Below are 22,755 nucleotides of genomic sequence, written 5' to 3' on the forward strand. Positions count from 1 at the left end.
TTTTACGTTATCATGAAAAGAAATATACATAAAAATTTGCTTGGTATCATAAAATCTAAAGGGATTTTAGCGATATCAGGCGGATTGTTACTTGTGTCTTGCGGCGCCCAGATGGGAGGTTACAGCGAGACAGATGGCGTTTATTACGACCCGAATAAAGATACACTTCCTGAAGGTGTTGTTATCAATGACAGAGGAAACAGAGTAGGAGAAGATTACGATTACTATCAGGATGATGCAAGCGTTATCCAGAATGCGGAAGCCAACTCAAGAGAAGGAAGGTATAATGACTGGAATAACTACAACTGGAATACAACTGCTACAGACTCCGACTGGGGAATGTATGCCGGAAGCCAGACCAATTACTACGATAATTCGTGGGGCTGGGGGTACCCTTGGGGCTGGTATGGAGGTTATAGCCCTTACTGGGGCTACGGAGGTTATGGCGGCTGGGGAATCGGTCTTTCATGGGGTGGCTCATGGGGCTGGGGCGGCGGCTGGAATATGGGCTGGGGATACTCACCGTATTGGGGCTACAATCCGTATTGGGGTTGGGGCGGATACTACGGAAACCCTTACTGGGGATATGGAGGCGGATACTGGGGAGGAGGTTACTATGCTCCTTACAGAAGAAGCGGTGCTAATGGAAGAGGATTCAATACTTATAACGGAAGCTTTGCCAATAAATATGGGGTAACTTCCAATTCAGGAGGTTTCAGAAGAAGTACTACAAATACAGGAGGTTTTAGAAATAGTGGTAATAACGGTGGTTTCAGAAATTCTGGTAACAGTGGTGGTTTCAGACCAGGAAGTATGAATGGAGGTTTCAGAAATCAAAATGGGGTAAGACCACAAGGTGGTTTCCGTAATCAGGGACAGCCAAGACCAAACTATAATTATCAACAGCAATCTCAGCCTCAGCCAAGAAATGATGGAGGTTTTAGAAATAACGGAGGTTTTAATAATTCCAACAGCAGCGGCGGTTTCAGATCAGGAGGCGGTGGCTTCGGTGGCGGAAGCGGCGGTGGTGGCTTCAGATCCGGTGGCGGTGGAGGCGGCGGCTTCCGAGGTGGCAGATAATTTTAAATTAATAACTATTCAAAAAAATAATGTTAAAAAAATCTTTAGCAATAATGAGTATTTCTGCTGCATTTTTTGCGCAGGCTCAAGATGTTTCTGTGATAAGAAATACAGTGGATGTTTATTCAAATGCTCCTAATGTAGGGTCGGCAAAATTCAATGCCATGGCCGGATCAAACGGGGCTTTGGGAGGCGATGCAAATTCTTTGCTTACCAACCCTGCCGGTTTAGGAGTTGCTATTTCTGGGGAAGTTTCCGGAACATTGTCTATTACCAGCAATAAAAATACATCTTCTTTCGCAGGATCATCATACGGATATAATATTAATAAAGGAGATCTTGGAAATTTGGGAGCAGTGATGACTTTCCAGCTCATGACCGAAAGTGCGTGGAAATTTATAAATGTCGGTGTTAATTATTCCAATCAGACTATAGACAATTATATTGAAACGCCAGGAAATTCTAATTTAATTTATGACTTTCCCAATAATACCAGTTCTTCTTTTGGCAGACATGCTTATGACAGATACGGTTATTTATCAAAAACAAGTTTTGGGGTAGGAGCAAATTATAACAATAGTTTTTATTTAGGAGCGGGTCTTAATTTCTTTAATTCATCAATTGATCAGTCTGATACGGCTATTTTCAATTCTCTGGCTAACGGAAGTTCAGAATATTTCAGTAAGCAAAACACCCCTTTTTATGAAAAAGGAAATGGTTTTTCTGCTTCATTAGGGGTAATCGGAAAATTTGGTCAGAATTTCAGACTGGGTGCCGCTTTGGAAACTCCTACTTTCTGGAACATCAACAGAAGTTACAATTTCTATAATGATCCTGTTTACGGTGATGATTATGCTGTTGAAGACAGAAAACTAACTTCTCCGATGAAGGCGACCGTGAGTGCCGCGTTTATTGCCAGTAAAAGTTTTGCTTTAAACGTTGATTACACCCTGGGATTAACAAAACCTAAGTATAAAGTGTATGGAGGTGCCGAAACTGAATTAAATGATTTCTTTAAGGATAATTATAAAAATCTTTCGGAAGTTAAAATCGGGGCTGAATATCGATTGAAACAGTTCAGATTAAGAGGAGGATATTCATATGCTTCAAGTCCGTTCGATGCCCTTACTATCGACAGATACACTGATAACGGAGGTGTTTCACAGGGGCAGTCTTATAATAATCTGATTCTGAATGACAGAAATGCTTTATCGCTTGGTTTAGGATATGATTTCAGATCTTTCTATATTGATGCCTCTTATCAGAATGTAACTTCTAAATATGCTAATCCTTTCCTTTATGGTGTGGTTAATGGCAATTATGAAGCAGGATACTATTCTCCTTCAAATTTAATTTCGAGTGATGCTTATGCAGTGTCAGATGTAAAAAATGTAAGAAATAATTTCTTTATTACATTTGGTTGGAAATTTTAAGCTGCAATAAATATCATATAATAGAAGCTCCGAAGTATTTTCGGAGCTTTTTATTTATTATAAATTAATTTTAATGATGATGTTCCAAATGAGAATGATCATGGAACAGGTGCATGATTAATGCTAATGAAACACCCAGAATAACGAGTCCTATTTTTATCCAGTCTATATTGTGGCTTTTGTTGCTTTCAAAGATGATAACAGAAGAGATATGCAGAAATATTCCTCCTACAATAGCCAGAAAATAAGGCTGTAAATCCGGATTAAAATAATTACCCAATAACATTCCCATCGGCGATGCAAGCGCGAATAAAGCAACAATTAGCAACGACGGATAAGAACTGCTTTTTGATCCTTCCTTTCTGTTAAATAAAAATGCGCCCAAAATAAATGATATCGGTAGATTATGAAAAACAATTCCCCAAAGATAAGGCGAAAGCTGATGTTCCTCATTTGCTAATGGAATTCCTTCAATAAAGGCATGAATAAATAAACCCACCATTAAGGCAACCGGAAGAATATTATGCTCGTTATGATGATGGAAATGTCCGTGTTCAAAGCCTTTGGTAAGAGCTTCCAGGACCATTTGTAAGAGAACTCCCACAATCACAAAGATTCCGAGACTGCTTCCTGTTTCCGCAGTATATACTTGTGGAAACACTTCATTAAGACAAATGGTGATAAGAAATCCGGCACTTAAAATCAATAAATTTTTTGCCAGTTTTTCTTTCTTACCGAAATGCTTGCCCAGAAATACTCCTGAAATAACACTTAAAATCAGTAAAATAACTGTTGTCATTTTTTCTTAAATAAATTAATACAGCGGGGCGAATTTTCTTTATCAAATCCATTCAGTTGATAATCTCCCCAGATTTTAATTCTTTCAAAACCACATTCTTCGGCATACGAATTAATGGCTTCCCGTGTGTGAAGTTTTACCTTTTCAAAAAAATGGTAAGGTTTCCCTTTGTCTTCAAATCTGATATCTTTGATGATATGTCTTCCTTCTATTTTTTTGGTAACTTTAAACTCAATATCTCCTCTTGTAATAATAGATTCAGGGATCATATTTTTTCGCACGAATTCTTCATTCAGATAATCCAGAACAAAAAAACCTCCAGGTTTTAAAACATCATAAACAGACTGAAAAACTTTCTTATCATCACTTTCATTGTCAAAGTACCCAAAACTTGTGAAAAGATTAAATACGGCATCCATAGGATCTGCATCAATCTTGTTTCTCATATCGTGAACATTAAAAACTAAAGTCTGATTTTCAAACTGCCTGTCAAATTCTATACTTTGTCTGGAAAGGTCTAATCCAAGAACGTCATATCCCAATTTATTGAGAAAAACAGAGTGTCTGCCTTTTCCGCAGGCCAGGTCAATGATCTTAGAATTTGGCTCCAGCTGAAGGTCTGTTGTAAGTTTTGTAATAAAGTTTTCTGCTTCTGTATAATCTCTGTTACTATAAAGCAAATGATAATAAGGGGTATCAAACCAAGATTCAAACCATTCCATAATGCAAAAATAACTAAATTTGTGCGGTAAAAGGAAAAAGTATTTAATATTGGAAGATTGAAATATTCAATGAAGCAATTGTTTTATTTTGCAAATTCCTCATTTTTAAATATTTAAACCTTTAATAATTGATTATGGATACAGAAAATATAAAGATTCAGATAAAAACATTCTTCGGACTCGAACAGATTTTGGAAAATGAGATAAAAAAGCTGGGAGGAAGAAACGTTGAGGTAAAAAACCGTGCAGTGAATTGTGAAGGTGACCTTGGTTTTTTATACAAAATAAACTATTCTGCAAGAACGGCCCTAAAAATTTTAGTTCCGATACATGAGTTCAAAGCCTTTAATCAGCATCAGTTTTACGACAGGCTTTTTAATTTTAATTGGGAAGAATTCATGGATGTTGAGCAGTCTTTTGCCATCGATGCAACGGTAAATTCCGAGACTTTCAAGCATTCACAATTTGTCACTCTGAAAATGAAAGATGCGATTGTTGATTATTTTCAGGAGAAATTCAAACGACGTCCCAACGTTGAAACCAGAAGTCCGGATATTAAATTTCACCTTCATATCGATCGGGAATTAATCACGATTTCTCTTGATTCTTCCGGTGATCCGTTATTTAAAAGAGGATACAGAAGAGAGCAGGGTGAGGCGCCGATTAATGAAGTTCTGGCAAGCGGAATGCTTCACTTGGCCGGCTGGGACGGGAAAGGCAATTTCCTGGATCCTATGTGCGGTTCCGGAACACTTTTGATCGAAGCGGCAATGATCGCAATGGATCTTCCGCCACAGATTTTCAGAAAGGGATTTGCTTTTCAGAACTGGAAAAATTATGATGCTGATTTGTTTTCTAAAATTAAAGAATTCAGAATCAACAGGGTTAAAGAATTTACCGGAAAAATTGTAGGATACGATATTGATGCAAGAATGCTCAACGCTGCCAGAATCAATATTGAAGCTGCTGAAATGGAAGATGTTATAGAAGTAAGAAAGCAGAATTTCTTTGATTCCAAAAAAAGAGCTTTTCCCGTTATTAATGGTGTTCAATCCGCCTTATGATGAGAGAATTTCTATTAATGACGAAGATTTTTACAGAAAAATAGGAGATACTTTCAAAACAAATTATCCTAATACTTTAGCATGGTTGATCTCATCGGATCTTGAAGCGGTAAAGAAAATAGGACTTCGCCCTTCCAGAAAAATCAAACTTTTCAACGGAAAATTGGAAACCAGATTTCTGCAATATGAAATGTATGAAGGAACTAAAAAAAGTTCACAAACTGGAAAATTAAATTTGCTTTAAATTTATAAAAAACCTCCCGGAAATTGATATCTGGGAGGTTTTCATATTTTAACTATACTTATTTATTGATTGTTTTTCCAGAGCTGTGTGAAGGAAATAAAATCTGTTACACTTAATTCTTCAGCTCTTTTATCCATAAATTCGTGAGTTTTTAGTTCTTCAGGAATAGTAAGAATTTTCAGGGCATTCGACAGTTTTTTTCTTCTCTGGTTAAATCCAGCCTTCACGATCTGTTTGAATAAAACTTCATTTCCGGCAAGTCCTTCTTTCGGATTTCGTGTTATTCTGATGACACCCGACTTTACTTTCGGAGGCGGATTGAATACATTTTCATGAACCGTAAACAGGTAAGACGTATCATAATAAGCCTGGATCAACACAGAAAGTATTCCGTAATCTTTTGTTCGGGGAACGGCGGCCGTTCTTTCAGCAACTTCTTTCTGGAACATTCCGACCATCTCGGGAATCAGCTCATAATGATCAATAATCTTAAACAAAATCTGCGAGGAAATATTGTAAGGAAAATTGCCGATAATAGCGATCTGCTCACTATTGGTAAACTGAAAATCCTGTTTTAGAAAATCACCCACAAAAGTCTCTTCCGATACTTTATCGTAATTATTTTTTAGATATTCGATTGATTCTTTATCAATTTCCGCAAGGTAAATATTCTGGTCTTTTTCCAGCAGATATTTGGTAAGAACACCCATTCCTGGACCTACTTCCATGATGTTTTTATAGCCTTCAAAACTCAGACCTTCCACGATTTTCCTCGCGATGTTTTCATCTGTCAGAAAGTGCTGACCAAGATGCTTTTTTGCTTTTACACTCAAAGTTTTTATGATTTTATTAACAGTGATTTTCTCTTTTTCGTTCCCAAATTTCGGAAGTTTTTTTCTATTTTAGCCAAAAATTTTAATATTAATGGCTAAATCTGTAGAGGAATTTAATAAGAAAAGGCTTAGGTCTAGCAATATTACTGTAGTAATAAGTATCGCCTTAGTGTTATTTTTACTAGGATTAATGGGACTTATTTTAATTAATGCCCAGAAATATTCCGATTATATCAAAGAACAGCTTGTCGTAAATGCTTATTTTGATGAAAACTATAATGCTAAAGATTCTCTGAAGATTGCAAAAATGGAAGCTGAGGTTTTTAAAGAAATTCAGACACTGGCCCCTGTAAAAAAAGCGACTTATATTACGAGGCAAATGGCGTCTCAAGAAGCTAAAAAGAGCATGGGAATCGATACAGATGCACTTTTTGAAGAAAATATATTCCCTTCATCCATAGAAATTGCCCTTAAACCGGAATATGTGGATCCTGCAAAAATCGATCAGGCTTTAAAGGCTATTAAAGCAGTTCCGGGGATTATTGATGTGAAAAATGACAGTACCTTAATGGTTGATGTTTACAATAATTTAAGCCGAATCCTTAAGTGGATTTTAGGTTTCTCCATACTATTTTTAATACTGGCGGTCGTGCTGATCAACAACTCGATCCGCCTGAAAATATTCTCCAAAAGATTTATCATTAAGACCATGCAGCTGGTGGGGGCGAAAAGAAGATTTATTCTTAAGCCTTTTATTATTGAAGCTGTGGTTTTGGGTACAATTGGCTCTGTAATAGGGCTTTTGGCTCTGTTTGGACTCTGGTATTACTTCACAAGTCAAATAGGCTCTGCCTTTGTACAGGACAACAATCAATATTTCTGGCTGGTATTACTGGTATTCGGAGTTGGAATTTTTATTACGGTCTTAAGTACGGTGATTGCCACCTGGAGATTCTTAAGATCAAACGTAGACGATTTATATTATTCTTAAAATGAGCAAAAAAACAAATAAATTTTCCGCAGACAGCTTTGGAAAAGAAATAACTGAAGCACCTCAGGAAAATACATTCTATTTCGGAAAGCAGAACTTCAAATGGATGCTTATCGGTCTTGCATTTATTGTAGTAGGTTTTTTACTGATGATGGGACACGATGCCAATACCGTAGACGGAAAATTTGATCCGAATTCCTGGAACGAAGATATTTTTTCTATTCGCAGAATCAGAATTGCACCTTTATTCGTTGTAATCGGTTTTGTTATTGAAGTTTACGCGATTTTGAAAAGAAAATAAATACATTTTATAAAGTACAACTTTGTCAAGGTTCTGAACTTTGACAAAGTTTTTTTTGATAAATACAAAATTTATGGATTTAATCAAAGCAATAATCATTGCTATCGTTGAGGGGTTAACGGAATACCTTCCAATCTCCTCAACCGCACATATGGGGTTTACAGCAAGCCTGATGGGGCTGCCGGAAGACGAATTTTTAAAAATGTTTCAGGTTTCTATTCAGTTTGGGGCGATTCTTTCTGTTGTCGTGGCATACTGGAAGAAATTCTTTGATCTTAAAAATTTACAGTTTTATTTTAAACTCGCTTTCGCCGTAATTCCTGCTTTGGTTTTGGGATATCTTTTTGATGATAAAATTGAAGCGGTTTTGGGAAATCAGATCGCTATATCATCGGTTTTGGTATTGGGGGGTGTGATTTTGTTATTTGCGGATGAATGGTTTAAAAATCCGAAAATTGATGATGAAAAGGGGATTACTATAAAAAAAGCTGTTACGATCGGTTTTTGGCAATGTTTGGCAATGATGCCCGGAACCAGCCGAAGTGCAGCTTCCATTATCGGTGGGATGACGCAGGGATTAACCAGAAAAGCGGCGGCAGAATTTTCATTCTTTCTCGCAGTTCCTACGATGCTGGCCGTAACGGTTTATTCCATTTTTGTAAAAACCTGGGGTAAAGAAACGGCAAATCCACAGAAGGGCTACGAAATGATTATGGCTTCACAGGATCATATTACTATTTTTATTGTAGGAAATATCGTTGCTTTTGTCGTTGCATTAATCGCCATTAAAGCATTCATCGGCGTTTTAAATAAATATGGTTTTAAACCTTGGGGCTGGTACCGTATTTTTGTCGGAGTAGCTTTGTTGATTTATTTCTATTTCTTTAAATAATTTCAATTACCCATTACTTATTACCCATTACTTATTACCCATTACCTATATATAAAATGACTGCTGAAGATTTACAATCAGGACACCTATTTTTACTGGACAAACCTTTGGATTGGACATCATTTCAGGCTGTCAATAAAATGAAATATAAACTCAAAAAAGAGTTTAATCTTCCTAAAAAATTCAAAATTGGTCATGCCGGAACTTTGGATCCGAGAGCAACCGGACTTCTGATCGTCTGCTGTGGAAAATTCACGAAAAAAATTCCTGAAATTCAGGACGCGCCCAAAGAATACTGGACAGAAATAAAAATTGGAGTGCAGACCGAATCTTACGATACCGAAAAACCTGAAATTCTTCATCAGGATATTTCGGATGTTACGGAAGATCAGATTAGCAATGCCTTGCAAAAATTTATTGGTGAAATAGATCAGACGCCGCCGGTGTTTTCTGCCATAAAGATTGACGGAAAAAGAGCGTATGATCTGGCAAGAGCAGGAGAGGAAGTGGAAATGAAATCCCGAAAGACAACTATTTTTTATCTGAATGACGTTAAAATTGATCTTCCATTCGTAAGTTTCACGGTGGGCTGTTCAAAAGGAACCTATATCCGAAGTCTTGCCCACGATGTCGGACAGGAACTGGGAGTAGGAGCGTATCTTACACAATTGAGGAGAACCAAAATCGGAGAATATAACATTGAAGAGGCAACATCTGATTTTTTGGATAATGATTTTAAATTTAATAAACCATGAAAAAAAAATTACTTTTGCTGTTGGCTTTGATTTCTTTCTCAGTCATTTTTGCTCAGGAAACGGAGGTTTCAAAGACGATGGGATTTTATTTTAATCCGTCACTTAATCTTGGGTTTAAATTAAATAAAGAAAAAGAAGTTCCCAACAATACACAATACATCAATTCCGAGCCTCCAAGGAAATTCACATACGGAATTACTGCTATTGGCGGTTACAATTTTCTTCCTAACTTTGCCTTAGGCGCAGGATTCAGATATAGTTTTATTCAGGATAATTATCATCTGATCTACCTGATGGTACAGCCTAAATTTATTTTTGATCCGGGCGACAGGTCTTTTTATATCGAATTAAATTATGGTAAACAGCTGAATAACGCAGTCGTTTCTGATGCTGAATTTTGGGGAGGAAGACTGGGAATGCAGGTTTCCTATTCAAAGAGATTAAGTCAGGAAGGAGGTATTTTTCTGGAAAGTCATAAACTGGGGAATTCCAGTCCGTTTTTTGTTGGTTTGAGCTATGGTGTGACTATTTTCAGTAATAAAAATTATACAGGTTACGGAGAAGATTAATGGAAAAAACACGTATTAACAAATATCTTTCAGAAGTTGGCTACTGCTCCAGAAGAGCGGCAGACAAACTTTTGGAGGAGGGAAGAATTAAGATCAACGGAAAAATTCCGGAAATGGGAACTAAAATTTCCGATGAAGATGTTATTGAGGTCGACGGTAAACCTATCCGCGAACCGGAAGAAGATCATGTTTATATAGCATTCAATAAACCTGTAGGGATTGTTTGTACAACGGACACCAAACGGGAACAAAATAACATCATCGACTATATTAACCATCCAAAAAGGATTTTTCCTATAGGACGTTTGGATAAGCCAAGTGAAGGACTAATTCTTCTGACCAGTGATGGTGATATTGTGAATAAAATTCTACGGTCGAGGAATAATCACGGCAAAGAATATATTGTACGGGTTGACAAGCCGATTACCCCAAAATTCCTCGATAAAATGCGAAACGGAGTACCGATTTTAGATACCGTCACCAAGAAGTGCGAGGTAGAAAAAATCGACGAAATGAATTTCCGGATCGTTTTAACACAAGGATTAAACCGCCAGATTCGCAGAATGTGCGAATATCTCGGCTACGAAGTAAAAAAAGCTCAAACGTATCAGGGTTTTGAATATCAAACTGGATTTGCCGATAGGAAAATGGAGAGACCTTACGGAAGACGAACTTTCAACGTTGCAAAGACTTGTTGAAGATTCAAGTAAAACATTTGATTAAATAAGACATAAAAGATTTTAGTCTTCGATTAATCATTTAAGATACAGTCTCATTCTTGCTTCATATTCAGGTTTGGTTCTCAGTAACTTCCAGATTTTCTTTTCGTCTTTTTCACTGAGTCTGTAGAAAATGATTTTATCTGCTGAATATTTAAAATAAGGATGATTTTTCAGCCATTCTTCCGGAGCATCAATCAATGTGTATTTAGTAACATTTGAGGTGTTAAGCTGGGCCAGAGAAAGTAATTTCTTCATTAGTTCCGGATCGATGTTGTAAGTGGTTAAGATTTGTTCTTTATTGACAAATCCGCCTAATTTTTTTCTGAAGCCAAGCATGGAACCGGCGGCTTTTTCATTGAACCCGAATTCTAAAAGTTGCTTAAAAGTGATAGAATTTAAGTCGATTTTAGAAAAATCTGTTTTTTCCTGTTGTTTGATTTCTGCTTTTTGAGTTCCATTATTTGCCATTGTTGCAGGATTAAATCTGATAAAAGGCTTCATTTCCTCAAATTTTTCAACGGAAATAACAAAACATTTTTGAATGTCCTCTACATTTTTAAAGCTTCCTCTTAAATTTCTATCGCGGTAATTGATAATCGTTTGTGCCTGTTTATCGGAAAAACCAAGAGATTTCCATCTTTCCAGATTCAAAGTGTTCGGATCGAAAGGATGGTATTGAATTTTTGTTTTACCTAAGTTTAAATTTTTATCATAATTGGCAGGTGTTTTTTCGGGCAAAAGCAGATACGGATTGAGCTTTTCAAAGTTTTCCGCATTGATGATGAAGCATTCTTTGAATTTTTCTTTGCTTATAAAACTGCCTCCCAGATAGCTTTTATATTTTATAATAGCTTCTGCCTGCCGCTCCGAAAATCCCATTTTTATCCAATCATTTGCTGAATAAAGATCCGGATTAAATTTTCCGGAAACCGTAATTGTTTTTTTTTCGAAATTTTTAAAATGAGTGAATTTTGCGTCATCGTTATTTTCCGGTAAAAGGATGTACGGTTCAAGCTCTGAAAATTTTTCACTGGAAATGGCAAAGCATTTTCTGAATTGTTCTTTGGATGAAAACTCTCCCCCAACCACTTTTTTTATAGTTGAGAATTGTTTTAACCTGCTTCGTGGTGAAGCCTAAGTTCTGCCATTGCTTTTCATCCAGCTCATTAGGATCAAATTCTGCTAATTTTAATACGATGGAATTATTGGTGATAAAATGGACCTCAGAAAAATCCTCTTTTCCCTTACTTCTGTACTTTTGAAAAGCAAATAAAATAATCAGGAGGATTCCAATACCTGCTAATCTTTGGTAATAACTTTTTTTCATTGCCGTAAACTTAATGATTCTTTCAGTTATTAGCAATGAGCAAGTTACGATTGATTGAGTTTAGAATATAAATTCAGATAAATAATTAAAAAAATAAATCTATTTGAAGAATAAACTTAAAATTTTATTTACTCGCTGTCTTTTTCAACAAGAGAATCTTTAAGTTTCAGCAATTCAGCTTTTACAAATTCAAGTCTGTCGATCAGGGTAATGGTTTCCGAGATTTTGCTGTTGGTAGTAAGTGCAATTTTCGCCCCGTCAAGGGTATAACCTTTTTCTTTAACCAAATGGTAAATGATCTGAAGATTTTTTATGTCTTCCGGAGTGAAATATCGGTTGCCTTTTTTATTCTTTTTAGGTTTAATAATAGGGAATTCCTGCTCCCAATAACGTATCAATGAAGTATTTACATCAAATGCTTTCGCAACTTCTCCTATAGAATAATACAGCTTATCTGGTAAATTTATCTTCATTTTTGAAATCGTAATTCTCAAAGATAAAAATTTTTTAATTTTCTTCAGCAATATAACGCCTGAAAAGTTGATCTTTACGTATTATTACGGTAAAATTCATTTTCGGACTTGATAACATTATTGTTGTTTTTCAGTATTTTTGGACTAAAATAAAACCAACGTGAATTCTATTTCGGTACTCAATATTGATTTGTTTCAGGGAGGGAAAAATACCTCGGAATTTTATTTCAGTACCCTGAAAAACCATTTGATCGTGGGTCACCGGCATCTGGAAAAACCGCACCGTCATGATTTTTATGCCACCATTCTCTTCACGCAGGGAAAAGGCTTTCATGAAATAGATTTCCAAAAATATGACGTTTCTCCGGGGAGTCTCTTTTTTATGTCTCCCGGACAGATCCACAGCTGGGAGCTTTCTGCGGATATCGACGGTTATATTTTCTTTTGCTCTCAGGATTTTTATGAAATGCATTATGTGAAGCAGAAGCTCAGGAGTTTTCCTTTTTTCGGATCGGTGCATTTTCCGCGAAAACTTCAACTGGATGATGATTATTTAAAAGGATACATCTATATTATCCATAAACTTGAAAATGAATATCATTCTCAAAACCTCATGAAAAACGGCTTGATATTATCACTACTGTCACAGGTTTTTATTCATTCTACAAGGTTGTTTTCAAAAGATTTTGACCATCTTTCTTCATCCGCCGGTCTTTCCTACTTTAAACATTATCAGGATTTTGAAGATCTTGTTGAGGAACATTTTACCAAAGAAAAATCTGTTGCATTTTATGCCTCTCTGATGGATATTTCCCCCAAACATCTGAATAGGATCATGCAGACCGTTGTTCAGAAAACGGCGACAGATCTTATTACCGAAAGAGTAATTCTTGAAGCCAAAAGAATGCTGATCTACCTTGATGAAAGTCTTGGAGAAATCGCTTTCCGTCTTGGATATGAAGAATATTCTTATTTTGTAAGAGTTTTTAGAAAATCTTCCGGGATGACTCCGACGCAGTTTATTAAAATGTATAAATCATAAAACATTATAATACCAACTGGAAAGGCCCTTCAAAAATAGTATCAAAGGAATCGACAAGATTTCCTTTTTCATCAAAAACTCCGATGGTCATATTTTGTTTTGAAAATTTAATATCTTTTTCAGGGAACGAAATATTGATATTTCCTTTTAAGATCTGATCTCCTTTTAACATAATTTTTTCATTGCCAAAGAATTCAATATCAGCGTTTTTAGGATTAAGGACTTTTATGGTTAACGTTTTCTTTTCATTGGATTTATTTAAAAGGGTGTAAATAAAAGTATTCGTTATTTTTCCGTTTTTAATGAAAAATGTTGAGCCGGCAGGCTTGATGAATTTGGCTTCCATTGATCCTCTGTCATACATCAGAAATCCTAAAAATCCTATCAGTAACGCTAAGAAAACAGTTGTTGCTTTCATTCTGGACGTGAATGTGAATTTTTCCTGATTTTCAATTTCGGCTTCTGTAGCGTATCGGATGAGTCCTTTCGGAAGGCCTACTTTTTCCATTACTTCATCACAGGCATCAATGCAAGCCGTGCAATTTACACATTCCAGTTGTTGGCCGTTCCGGATGTCTATTCCCGTAGGACATACGATCACGCATTGATTACAGTCGATACAATCTCCTTTTCCGGCAGTTTTTCTGTCTTCATTATTTCTCCATTTTGAACGGTTTTCACCTCTTCTGAAATCGTAATATACATTGATGGTATTTTTATCAATCAAAACGCCCTGCAGTCTTCCGTAAGGGCAGACCAATGTACAAACCTGCTCACGAAGCCATGTGAAAACAAAATAGAAAATAGCAGTAAAAGCAACCATTGCAATAAATTTGAATGGATTATCTGCCGGCCCATGAGAAATAATTCTGAAGACTTCTTCGTAACCAACAATATACATGAACATAAAGTTGGTAATAATAACAGAAATTAATGCAAAAACAGACCATTTTAAAATCCTTTTCCTGATTTTTTCGTTGTCCCATTCCTGTCGGTCGAGTTTTATCTGTTTGTTACGGTCGCCTTCGATCCAGAATTCTATTTTTCTGAAAACACTTTCCATAAAAATGGTCTGAGGGCAAAGCCAGCCACAGAAAATTCTTCCGAAAACCACAGTGAAAAGCATGACGAATATTACCGAAGTCACCGCCCCCAAAGCAAGAATAAAAAAGTCCTGAAGATAGAAAGGTTGTCCGAAGAAGAAAAATTTCCTGTCGATCACATTAAACATAAAAAACGGATTGTTATTGATTTTCACAAAAGGCAATCCAAAAAAAAGCGCGAGCAGGAGATAGCTTGTATAATTTCTGTAATTGGTGAATTTTCCCTTTGGCTTTCGGGGATAGACCCATTTTCTTTTTCCGGTTTCATCCATGGTGCCGACTGAATTTCTGAAATCCTGATCGTCTTTTTCCAGCGTCTGAAAGCTGTTGGATTGTGTATTCATCGTTTTAATATTAATTTCAGGCCGAAAAGAGCATTGTTGTCCCCGGTCTTTGCAAAGCTCATGAATAATGCCTTTCAATACTAATATGATCTTCGCTTTAAATAGGATAATTAGGACATCTTAAAAATTATTTCTAATGTTCATAAATGAGAAAATAATCTTTGAATCTCTTTCAACAAATCGTAAATTGTACCCTTAAAAATTTAATGTTGTATGAAAAATATCCTGCGGCTCGCTCCGGTTGGTTTGGTTTTAGTATTACTTAACTGCAAATCAGTAAATACTAATAATATGTTTTATGAAGATGTAAAGCCGGAAAGAATTTCGGATCAGTTTACTTTTACAGAAGGCCCTTCTTCGGATAAAGAAGGAAACGTTTATTTTACCGATCAGCCCAATGACAAAATTTATTACTGGGACTGGAAAACCAATAAAGTGGTTGAATTTTTAGACAAAACAGGCAGAGCCAACGGTACACATTTCGACAAAGATGATAATCTGATCACCTGCTCTGATGATAACGGCGAAATCTGGAAAATTTCAAAAGACAAAAAAATTCAGGTTTTGCTGAAAGGATTTGAAGGCAAAAGATTGAACGGTCCGAATGATATTTGGAATGATAAATTCGGCGGAATGTATTTTACAGATCCTTTGTATGAAAGGGATTACTGGATCGATTTTAAACAGGAGCTTCCACATAAAAGCCTTTATTACAGGAGCAAAGACGGAAATGTTTCAAAAATTGAAACATTTACACAACCTAACGGCATTGTAGGAAGTGAAAAATTTAAGAAGCTTTATGTTTCTGATATAGATGCCGGAAAAACCTACGTTTATGACATTTTGGGAGAAGGAAAGCTTTCTGAAAAGAAACTGTTTTGCGAAATGGGCTCAGACGGAATGACAATAGATAAACACGGAAATCTTTACCTTACCGGAAAAGGCGTGCACGTTTTTAATAATGAAGGTAAAAAAATCTACCACATCCCTATTGATGAGGACTGGACAGGCAATATCACATTTGGAGGAAAAGACAATAATGTATTGTTTATAACGGCCAGCAAATCTGTTTATACCTTACCGACAAAAGTAAAGGGGGTAAAATAGATAAAGGTTGAGGGTAAGGTTAAGATTCAGTTGGTTATTCTAAAAACTTAACCTTAACCTTACCCTCAATCTTAATAAGCCACTTCCATTTTCACTTTTTTGCCTTTGAGTTTTTCATTGGCCAGCTTTTTCAGAAGACTGTTTACTTTATTTCTGGAAACCGCAACATAAGATGTTGTGTCTTTTACCTCTATCAAGCCAACATCTTCTTTCTGGAGTTCGCCTTTCTTAAGCAGGTAGCCTACAATGTCCACTTTGTTGACTTTATCTTTTTTTCCGGCGCTGATATAAATGGTCTGGAAATGCGGCTTTTCCGGAACTTTAGTAAATCCTGCAACACTTTCCTCCGGAGTATCATTTTTAATGAAAGGGAAATTTTCCTCCGCAGTCATGATCAGATAGACGAAGCCTTTTGCATTCATCCTTGCGGTACGGCCGTTCCTGTGAATGAAAGCATCTTCCTGATACGGTAACTGGTAATGTACAATCGATTCAACCTCAGGTACATCCAATCCTCTTGAGGCCAGATCGGTAGTGATTAAAATCCTCGCCGAATCGTTTTTGAATTTCAGCAAAGCACGTTCTCTTTCGTCCTGTTCCATTCCGCCGTGGAAAGTTTCCCGGTCGATTCCTTTTTCACGCAAAAGTTCAGAAATACGGTCCACCGCTTCTCTGTGGTTACAAAAAATCAATGTTCTTTTATTGCCGATCTTGCAGATCAGATTAAACAGAGTATCTAATTTTTCTTCGGAAATGGTCATTACTTTTTTTAACTGAATATCCGGCTTTGCTTCGGCTAATTTTAAAAAATCAACCACTTTTTCATTTTTCAATCCTGTAAACTCAGGAATTTCATCCATTGCTGTTGCGGAAGTCAGAATCCTTTGTGAAACATTTTTTAAAGAATTGGAAATGAATTCCATATCTTTATGGAAACCCAGTTCGAGCGCTTTGTCGAATTCATCCAAAACCAACGTCTGAATTGTTTTCGGATCGAAATTATTATTTCTTAAATGATAAACAATCCTTCCCGGTGTTCCTATCAAAACCGCCGGAGCCTGAATTAAATTATTAACTTCAATCTTTTTGTCGTGACCGCCGTAGCAGACCGAAACTTTAAAATCGGTTCCCATCGATTTGAAAACCTGCTCGATCTGTAATCCCAATTCTCTTGAAGGAATTAAGATCAAAGTCTGAATTCCGGGCGTATTCTTCTTAAGATTTCTGAGAACAGGAAACAGAAAAGCAAGTGTTTTCCCTGAACCTGTTGGAGAGAGCAGCACGACATCCTGATTATTTTCCGTTGCTTTATATGCAGATTTCTGCATCTGATTCATCTCCTGAATCTGCAGTTTTTTGTAGATCGATTCTAATTCCATGCTGCAAAGGTAGTAAATTTGGTGTTGGTTGCCGTGGGATGGTTTATTTTGAAATTAAACATTAATATAGTCAACGTTGATTCACACAGAGAGTTATTTAAATTTTGATATATATTCTTTTTTTATCGAGCCAGTATCCTACACCCCAACAAATCATCATTATAGAAAAAGCAAATAAAAATGCTCCGTTGTAATCCCCGAATTTTGCGAAAATATTTTTATAAATCCATGAATAACTGCTGATTTTTCCGACCGGAATATAATAAAGAACAATAGGTAAAATCTCTGAGAACAAATAAATAGCCAGTGTATTTTTTCCGAAAACCTGAAAAAAGTAAATGCCATTGGATTTTTTTAGAAAATCTGAATAATAGATAATTATTCCCAGAATCATAAGGTCTAATCCAATGGTAAGAAACACATACGAGCCTGTCCAGAGCTTTTTATTGATCGGAAATTCATAATTCCACATAAATCCTGCAGCTAAAAGAACAAACCCGGTAAGGAATAGCTTCGAAAGCATTTCATAATTTATGCCTTTTTCCCGGATATATTTTCCGGTAAAGTATCCCGCAAAAACATTCACCAATGCAGGAAAGGTACTTAATAAACCTTCCGGATCAAAAGCAAATCCTTCCCCTTTGTACAGGTGATTTTCTCCGAAAATTCTTAAATCCAGATCAAGAACCGGATTTTGATGGATGTCATATGAACCATAGAATGCAAAAATAATCCAATAAACAATCAGAATTCCGGCGCTGATGTATAAGGAAATTTTTGGTTTAAAATAATATAATATAAGGGATGCGATTCCGTAGCAAATAGCAATACGCTGCAAAACACCAAAAATTCTTGTTTCCGAGAAACGAAAAGGAAGTTTGTTGAAATCTGCATCCAATTTATAGAAAGGAAACCAATACATTAGAAAACCCAAAAGAAAAATAATGAAAGTTCTCTTAAAAATTTTATACAAAACTTCACGCTGGGACACCATTTTCCATTTATCCATCGCAAAACTCATCGAGTTTCCAACCGCAAAAAGGAATGACGGAAAAACCAGATCGGTTGGCGTAAATCCGTTCCAGTTAGCGTGCAGAAGTGGTTCATATGTGGTTGCCCAGTTTCCTGATGTATTGACGATAATCATAAAACATACGGTCATTCCACGGAAAACGTCAAGCGAAAGAGAACGTTTGCTTTTTTTCCATCTATTTGGTATTTAATATTAAAAGTGCATATTTCTGATATAATAATTTGCTGATTTTTTTTGCGTCACCATGAGGCTGGTCCGGATAAGAGTTTTGTTTCTCACTCCATTCCCAGGAGAAGTCATTTACTTTTTTCAGGATTTCTTTTTCATCGACCGGAATGTTTCGTTCAACACTTTTGATTGAAGCATTAATAAAGATCCGCCATCTTTCACCATAATAATCTTTCATGAGTCCGGAAATAGAACGGTTGCCGTAGTCATTCAATCCTTTCCCTTTTTCTCCCCAAACGGTAATGATTTTTCTCGCATCCTTTTCATAATAAGCCTTTTCACCGGGAATATCTGTCATTGCCTTAGCATCATTAATCCATTTTCCAACCAGAAAATTCTTGTTGGCAGATAACAACAGATCTATATCACTAATAAGATCCAGCATTTTTTTTCCTGATTCTTTCATCGCTGGAATGTCTTTTTTACGATAGGCTAGGGTAAATGAATCTCTCAGCACCGGAAAATAATTTCCTATGACTTGTTTTCCCACGACTACAAGATCGTCCTTAAAATTATCGGTATCTGATTTACTATCAATCAGAAGTTTCCAGGCTTGCAGCAGATCTTTGTTGCTGTAAGTGATGGTGAAATTGGTCGTCCAGCTGCCTGATTTTTCAAAAACCGGTTTGGAATTGGTAAGATCTGCATTTCCCAAATCTGCGGATTCGGTATAGATTTTTTTCTGATAAAATTTTCCAGGCTTCGGATGTTTGAGAATCTGTGCTTCCTGATCTGGAATGGGCATAATTTGATATAAATTCTTCTTTTGATTTTGAATGCGTCCAGGCCTTATTTAAAACAAATTCATACATCATCGGATTGTTTCCAAAGCCTTCCAGCGTGGCTCCTAGTCCCCAGAGGTTTTTACCCCCGTTTTGATATGTATTTTCAATTCTTTTATCAATTTCAGCCAGGTTTCCTTTAATAGAGGTATTTCCTCCAAAGTTTCCGAGATAGCACCAGATATAAGGCTGACCAAAAAAAGGAATCGGTAGTTTTCCATATTTCAGTGTGATCGCAATAATAATCCAAAAGAATCATTTTGTCTTGTGGAACTGCCTGTAGGAAAGCCTTTATCCTTTCGGTGGTCCATTTATCTTTTTGAAAATAAAATATCCATCCCATTTGCAGCCATTGTGCTTTTTCATCTACTTTAGCCATTGATGTATAAATGTGTTTTGATACATTGGCAAGATCTTGTGGTTCCCAGCTTGGCGGCGTGACTTCATTGAAAGGATCTGTTCCGTAGATGTGATCTGTTCCGAACAATTTAGTCTGCTCTTTAAGAAATTCTTCCTGAATTTTTTCAAAAAGCGGGTCAAAGGAATCGAGAAAATAGCTTTCATATTTCCGGTCAAAATCTCCCCATTCTCCCAGCGAAGTAATCTTTGCATTCGGAAATTTATCTTTGAGAATCTTTGGTATGTGTCCTGCAAAGGCCGGCAAGACCGGTTTCATGTTCAGTTCACGCTCTCTTTTCAAGATCTTTTGTTGCAGTTCGGCCTGTCCGTCAATCCATGACACGGGCAGCGGCCCTTCCCAGTGATCAATATTGGCCATTCTGTGCCATGGGAGATAAGCTGGACCGGTGAAATAGCTTCTGATTTCCTCTTCTGAAAATCCGAATTTTTTCCATACATTCAGCCATATTTTTTCCTGGCCGGTTATGGCAAGAGGGAGATTAACGCCATTCAGTGCCATCCAGTCGATGAAGCGTTCCCAGTCTTTCCATTTCCACCAGGGCATTGTGTAGCCGAATGTGCAGTAATTCAGAAAAAAACGGTTATTAACGCGAGATTCATTTTTTACAGTTCCTGAGAGTTTAGGAAATTCTGCGGGAACTTCTATCCGGTTATCGGCATACCATGAAACAGAGGTTTTGCAATAAGTTATAAGGAAAAAATTTAATCCTACCGCCATAGAATTTGCGGAATTCGCTGTGATGATAAGGTGGTCTTTTTTTGTACTCAAGCTGGTAGAAATCCTTTCCGGGACCCATTTCTTTTTTGAATATTATTTTATCTTTATATGCCGGGGCTATTCGCATCAGAAGTGCTTTGGCCGCTTCGGTATCATTTTGTGCATACAATAAACGGGTAATCAGAATTAGCAGTAAAGAAACGAGCTTTTTCATCATTCAAAAATTTAAGGTTAAAGATAAAAAAAATATTGTCTCATTTTGATAATTAGCTATTGAGTCATCAACTCATCCATTGAAAGGTAGCATGAAATTCTTGAATTGTATAAGTCAAAACTGCGTAAATACTATTAAATTAAATCTGAAAATCAATCAATTACAGGTTAAAAATCAAAATTCTGAATTGTTGTTTATCTTAAATAAAATTACTATATTTGCACCCACTTTTGTGGCGAAAAGGTTTGAAAAGTAAATAACTAAAAATTAATTACTTCCGTATTTTTCAATTCACATTTATTCAGACCGTTGAAAGAGAAGGAATACAAATTTTATTAGAATTATGTCAAAAGAGACAAATTCAGCAGAATTATTATTAAATCAAAACGTAGCACCTGAACAATTTGACTGGGATTCTTTCGAATCTGGTCTTGATGCTGATGCTAGAAAAGAGAAAAGTGATCTTGAGGAAATCTACAACGGATCTCTTAACAACCTAAGCGATAACGACGTTTTAGTTGGGAAAGTTGTAAGATTAACTGACAAGGAAGCTATCGTAGACATCAACTTCAAATCTGAAGGTGTTATTTCTCTTAACGAATTCCGTTACAACCAAGGCCTTAAAGTAGGTGACGAGGTAGAAGTAATGGTTGACAGAAGAGAAGACAAAACTGGTCAGTTACAGTTATCTCACAGAAAAGCAAGAACGCTTAAAGCTTGGGATAAAGTAAACGAACTTCACGAAACAGGTGAAATCGTAAACGGTTTTGTTAAGTCTAGAACTAAAGGAGGTATGATCGTTGACGTACACGGAATCGAAGCATTCTTACCTGGTTCTCAGATCGACGTTAAGCCAATCAAAGATTACGATCAGTTCGTAGGTAAAACTATGGAGTTCAAAGTTGTGAAAATCAACCCTGAGTTCAAAAACGTAGTTGTATCTCACAAAGCATTGATCGAAGCAGATATCGAAGGTCAGAAAAAAGAAATCATCGCTCAGTTAGAAAAAGGACAGGTTCTTGAAGGTACTGTTAAGAATATTACTTCTTACGGTGTATTCATTGACTTAGGAGGTGTAGACGGATTGATCCACATTACAGACCTTTCCTGGTCTAGAGTGAACCACCCATCTGAAATCCTTGAGGACGGACAGACTGTAAAAGTGGTTATCCTTGACTTTGATGATGAGAAAACAAGAATCCAATTGGGTATGAAGCAATTAGAAGCTCATCCTTGGGATGCTCTTTCTGCTGACCTTAAAGTTGGTGATAAAGTAAAAGGAAAAGTAGTTGTTCTTGCTGACTATGGTGCATTCGTAGAAATCGCTCCTGGTGTTGAAGGATTAATCCACGTTTCTGAAATGTCTTGGTCTACTCACTTGAGATCTGCCGGTGACTTCGTGAAAGTAGGTGATGAAGTAGAAGCTGAAGTATTAACTTTAGACAGAGAAGACAGAAAAATTTCTTTGGGTATCAAGCAATTAAGCAAAGATCCATGGGAAAATATCGAAGCTAAATATCCTGTAGGATCTAAGCATGTAGGAACTGTAAGAAACTTCACTAACTTCGGAGTATTCGTAGAATTAGAAGAAGGTATCGACGGTTTAATCTACATCTCTGATCTTTCTTGGACTAAGAAAATCAAGCACCCATCTGAATTCTGTGCAGTTGGTGATAAGCTAGATGTTGTAGTTCTTGAACTAGACATCCAGGCTAGAAGATTATCTCTAGGCCACAAGCAATTGACTGAAAACCCTTGGGATGCATTCGAAACCAAATATGCTGAAGGAACGATCCACGCTGGTAAAGCGGTAGAAGTACATGATAAAGGTGCTTCTGTACAGTTCGAAGATGCTGAGGTTGAAGCTTTCTGCCCATCAAGATTATTAGAGAAGGAAGACGGATCTAAAATCAAAAAAGGTGAAGAAGCTGATTTCAAAGTGATTGAATTCAACAAAGAATTCAAAAGAGTAGTAGTTTCTCATACAGGGATCTTCAGAGATGAAGAGAAGAAAAATGTAAGAGATAACTCTAACAACAGATCTAATAATACATCGTCTTCTTCAAACAACGAAGAAAGATCAACTTTAGGTGATATCGATGCATTAGCAGAATTAAAAAGAAAAATGGAAGAAGGTAAATAATCTTTAAACCCATTTTAAAATATGAGCCACTCAATTG

21 protein-coding genes and 2 pseudogenes are annotated in these 22,755 nt (G+C 36.5%); 12 read left to right on the top strand and 11 right to left on the bottom strand.

Annotated elements, in window-relative coordinates; translation table 11 throughout:
• The first annotated feature begins 12 nt into the window (after nt 1-12).
• Together AAHI02_RS20275 and AAHI02_RS20280 are read left to right on the top strand one after the other, a co-directional pair.
• Nucleotides 13-1,080: a prolyl-tRNA synthetase gene (locus AAHI02_RS20275; protein ID WP_346984701.1), complete on the top strand. Its 1,068-nt coding sequence runs from the start codon at nt 13-15 to the stop codon at nt 1,078-1,080.
• A gap of 29 nt (nt 1,081-1,109) precedes the next feature.
• Nucleotides 1,110-2,513 carry a hemin receptor gene (locus AAHI02_RS20280; protein WP_346984702.1) on the top strand — a complete coding sequence of 468 codons (1,404 nt, stop codon included), beginning with the start codon at nt 1,110-1,112 and terminating at the stop codon, nt 2,511-2,513.
• A gap of 70 nt (nt 2,514-2,583) precedes the next feature.
• Here the strand turns inward: AAHI02_RS20280 and AAHI02_RS20285 are convergent, their stop codons facing one another.
• Both AAHI02_RS20285 and AAHI02_RS20290 read right to left on the bottom strand, forming a co-directional pair.
• Complete coding sequence (locus AAHI02_RS20285) at nt 2,584-3,312, bottom strand: ZIP family metal transporter (RefSeq protein WP_346984703.1); 729 nt, start codon at nt 3,310-3,312, stop codon at nt 2,584-2,586.
• Nucleotides 3,309-4,034, bottom strand: coding sequence for a class I SAM-dependent methyltransferase (locus AAHI02_RS20290; RefSeq protein ID WP_346984704.1), 726 nt, complete (start codon nt 4,032-4,034; stop codon nt 3,309-3,311). Before AAHI02_RS20290 ends, AAHI02_RS20285 begins: the two co-directional genes overlap by 4 nt.
• A 134-nt stretch (nt 4,035-4,168) precedes the next feature.
• Here AAHI02_RS20290 and AAHI02_RS20295 point away from each other — a divergent pair.
• Nucleotides 4,169-5,342 (top strand): annotated as a pseudogene (locus AAHI02_RS20295) (THUMP domain-containing protein).
• Between the two features lie 62 nt (nt 5,343-5,404).
• Here AAHI02_RS20295 and rsmA read toward each other — a convergent pair.
• Nucleotides 5,405-6,175, bottom strand: a complete 771-nt coding sequence (gene rsmA, locus AAHI02_RS20300; RefSeq protein WP_346984705.1) for a 16S rRNA (adenine(1518)-N(6)/adenine(1519)-N(6))-dimethyltransferase RsmA — start codon at nt 6,173-6,175, stop codon at nt 5,405-5,407.
• A gap of 91 nt (nt 6,176-6,266) precedes the next feature.
• Between rsmA and AAHI02_RS20305 the strand changes: the two genes are divergently transcribed.
• The 6 genes and pseudogenes from AAHI02_RS20305 (at nt 6,267) to rluF (ending at nt 10,406) form a co-directional block, all read left to right on the top strand.
• Nucleotides 6,267-7,166 (top strand): permease-like cell division protein FtsX, encoded by a 900-nt coding sequence (locus tag AAHI02_RS20305; RefSeq protein ID WP_042721281.1) that lies wholly within the window; start codon nt 6,267-6,269, stop codon nt 7,164-7,166.
• Nucleotide 7,167: 1 nt separating this feature from the next.
• Nucleotides 7,168-7,467, top strand: coding sequence for a DUF3098 domain-containing protein (locus AAHI02_RS20310; protein WP_346984706.1), 300 nt, complete (start codon nt 7,168-7,170; stop codon nt 7,465-7,467).
• Nucleotides 7,468-7,540: 73 nt separating this feature from the next.
• Nucleotides 7,541-8,359: an undecaprenyl-diphosphate phosphatase gene (locus tag AAHI02_RS20315; protein ID WP_346984707.1), complete on the top strand. Its 819-nt coding sequence runs from the start codon at nt 7,541-7,543 to the stop codon at nt 8,357-8,359.
• Nucleotides 8,360-8,415: 56 nt separating this feature from the next.
• Complete coding sequence (gene truB / locus AAHI02_RS20320) at nt 8,416-9,114, top strand: tRNA pseudouridine(55) synthase TruB (protein ID WP_346984708.1); 699 nt, start codon at nt 8,416-8,418, stop codon at nt 9,112-9,114.
• Nucleotides 9,111-9,683, top strand: a complete 573-nt coding sequence (locus AAHI02_RS20325; RefSeq protein WP_346984709.1) for a hypothetical protein — start codon at nt 9,111-9,113, stop codon at nt 9,681-9,683. Before truB ends, AAHI02_RS20325 begins: the two co-directional genes overlap by 4 nt.
• Nucleotides 9,683-10,406 (top strand): annotated as a pseudogene (gene rluF, locus AAHI02_RS20330) (23S rRNA pseudouridine(2604) synthase RluF). The gene AAHI02_RS20325 and the pseudogene rluF overlap by 1 nt, the downstream one beginning before the upstream one ends.
• 32 nt (nt 10,407-10,438) lie before the next feature.
• Here rluF and AAHI02_RS20335 read toward each other — a convergent pair.
• The 3 genes from AAHI02_RS20335 to AAHI02_RS20345 all read right to left on the bottom strand — a co-directional run bounded on the left by AAHI02_RS20335 (nt 10,439) and on the right by AAHI02_RS20345 (nt 12,205).
• Complete coding sequence (locus tag AAHI02_RS20335) at nt 10,439-11,494, bottom strand: helix-hairpin-helix domain-containing protein (protein ID WP_346984710.1); 1,056 nt, start codon at nt 11,492-11,494, stop codon at nt 10,439-10,441.
• On the bottom strand, nt 11,433-11,732 hold the full coding sequence (locus AAHI02_RS20340; protein WP_346984711.1) for a hypothetical protein: 300 nt from the start codon (nt 11,730-11,732) through the stop codon (nt 11,433-11,435). Before AAHI02_RS20340 ends, AAHI02_RS20335 begins: the two co-directional genes overlap by 62 nt.
• Before the next feature lie 128 nt (nt 11,733-11,860).
• Entirely contained in the window at nt 11,861-12,205 is a 345-nt protein-coding gene (locus AAHI02_RS20345; RefSeq protein ID WP_029294276.1) for a MerR family transcriptional regulator, read from the bottom strand.
• A 160-nt stretch (nt 12,206-12,365) separates the two neighbouring features.
• On the opposite strand from AAHI02_RS20345, the gene AAHI02_RS20350 reads away from it, so the two are divergent.
• A complete protein-coding gene (locus AAHI02_RS20350; protein ID WP_346984712.1) occupies nt 12,366-13,247 on the top strand; it encodes an AraC family transcriptional regulator in 882 nt (293 codons plus the stop codon).
• A 4-nt stretch (nt 13,248-13,251) separates the two neighbouring features.
• Here the strand turns inward: AAHI02_RS20350 and ccoG are convergent, their stop codons facing one another.
• Nucleotides 13,252-14,694 (bottom strand): cytochrome c oxidase accessory protein CcoG, encoded by a 1,443-nt coding sequence (gene ccoG / locus AAHI02_RS20355; protein ID WP_346984713.1) that lies wholly within the window; start codon nt 14,692-14,694, stop codon nt 13,252-13,254.
• A gap of 213 nt (nt 14,695-14,907) precedes the next feature.
• Between ccoG and AAHI02_RS20360 the strand changes: the two genes are divergently transcribed.
• Complete coding sequence (locus AAHI02_RS20360) at nt 14,908-15,801, top strand: SMP-30/gluconolactonase/LRE family protein (RefSeq protein ID WP_346984714.1); 894 nt, start codon at nt 14,908-14,910, stop codon at nt 15,799-15,801.
• 71 nt (nt 15,802-15,872) lie between these two features.
• On the opposite strand, the gene AAHI02_RS20365 is transcribed toward AAHI02_RS20360, so the two are convergent.
• The 4 genes from AAHI02_RS20365 to AAHI02_RS20380 all read right to left on the bottom strand — a co-directional run bounded on the left by AAHI02_RS20365 (nt 15,873) and on the right by AAHI02_RS20380 (nt 20,412).
• Nucleotides 15,873-17,180 carry a DEAD/DEAH box helicase gene (locus tag AAHI02_RS20365; RefSeq protein WP_346984715.1) on the bottom strand — a complete coding sequence of 436 codons (1,308 nt, stop codon included), beginning with the start codon at nt 17,178-17,180 and terminating at the stop codon, nt 15,873-15,875.
• A 97-nt stretch (nt 17,181-17,277) separates the two neighbouring features.
• Nucleotides 17,278-18,327: a DUF5009 domain-containing protein gene (locus tag AAHI02_RS20370; RefSeq protein WP_346984716.1), complete on the bottom strand. Its 1,050-nt coding sequence runs from the start codon at nt 18,325-18,327 to the stop codon at nt 17,278-17,280.
• 61 nt (nt 18,328-18,388) lie between these two features.
• A complete protein-coding gene (locus AAHI02_RS20375; RefSeq protein ID WP_346984717.1) occupies nt 18,389-19,186 on the bottom strand; it encodes an alpha-N-acetylglucosaminidase C-terminal domain-containing protein in 798 nt (265 codons plus the stop codon).
• 176 nt (nt 19,187-19,362) lie between these two features.
• Nucleotides 19,363-20,412 (bottom strand): alpha-N-acetylglucosaminidase TIM-barrel domain-containing protein, encoded by a 1,050-nt coding sequence (locus AAHI02_RS20380; RefSeq protein WP_346984718.1) that lies wholly within the window; start codon nt 20,410-20,412, stop codon nt 19,363-19,365.
• A 506-nt stretch (nt 20,413-20,918) separates the two neighbouring features.
• Between AAHI02_RS20380 and rpsA the strand changes: the two genes are divergently transcribed.
• On the top strand, nt 20,919-22,718 hold the full coding sequence (gene rpsA / locus AAHI02_RS20385; RefSeq protein ID WP_346984719.1) for a 30S ribosomal protein S1: 1,800 nt from the start codon (nt 20,919-20,921) through the stop codon (nt 22,716-22,718).
• Nucleotides 22,719-22,755 lie beyond the last annotated feature (37 nt).

This window comes from Chryseobacterium sp. POE27 (assembly GCF_039727685.1).
In the GTDB taxonomy this organism is placed as follows: Bacteria; Bacteroidota; Bacteroidia; order Flavobacteriales; family Weeksellaceae; genus Chryseobacterium.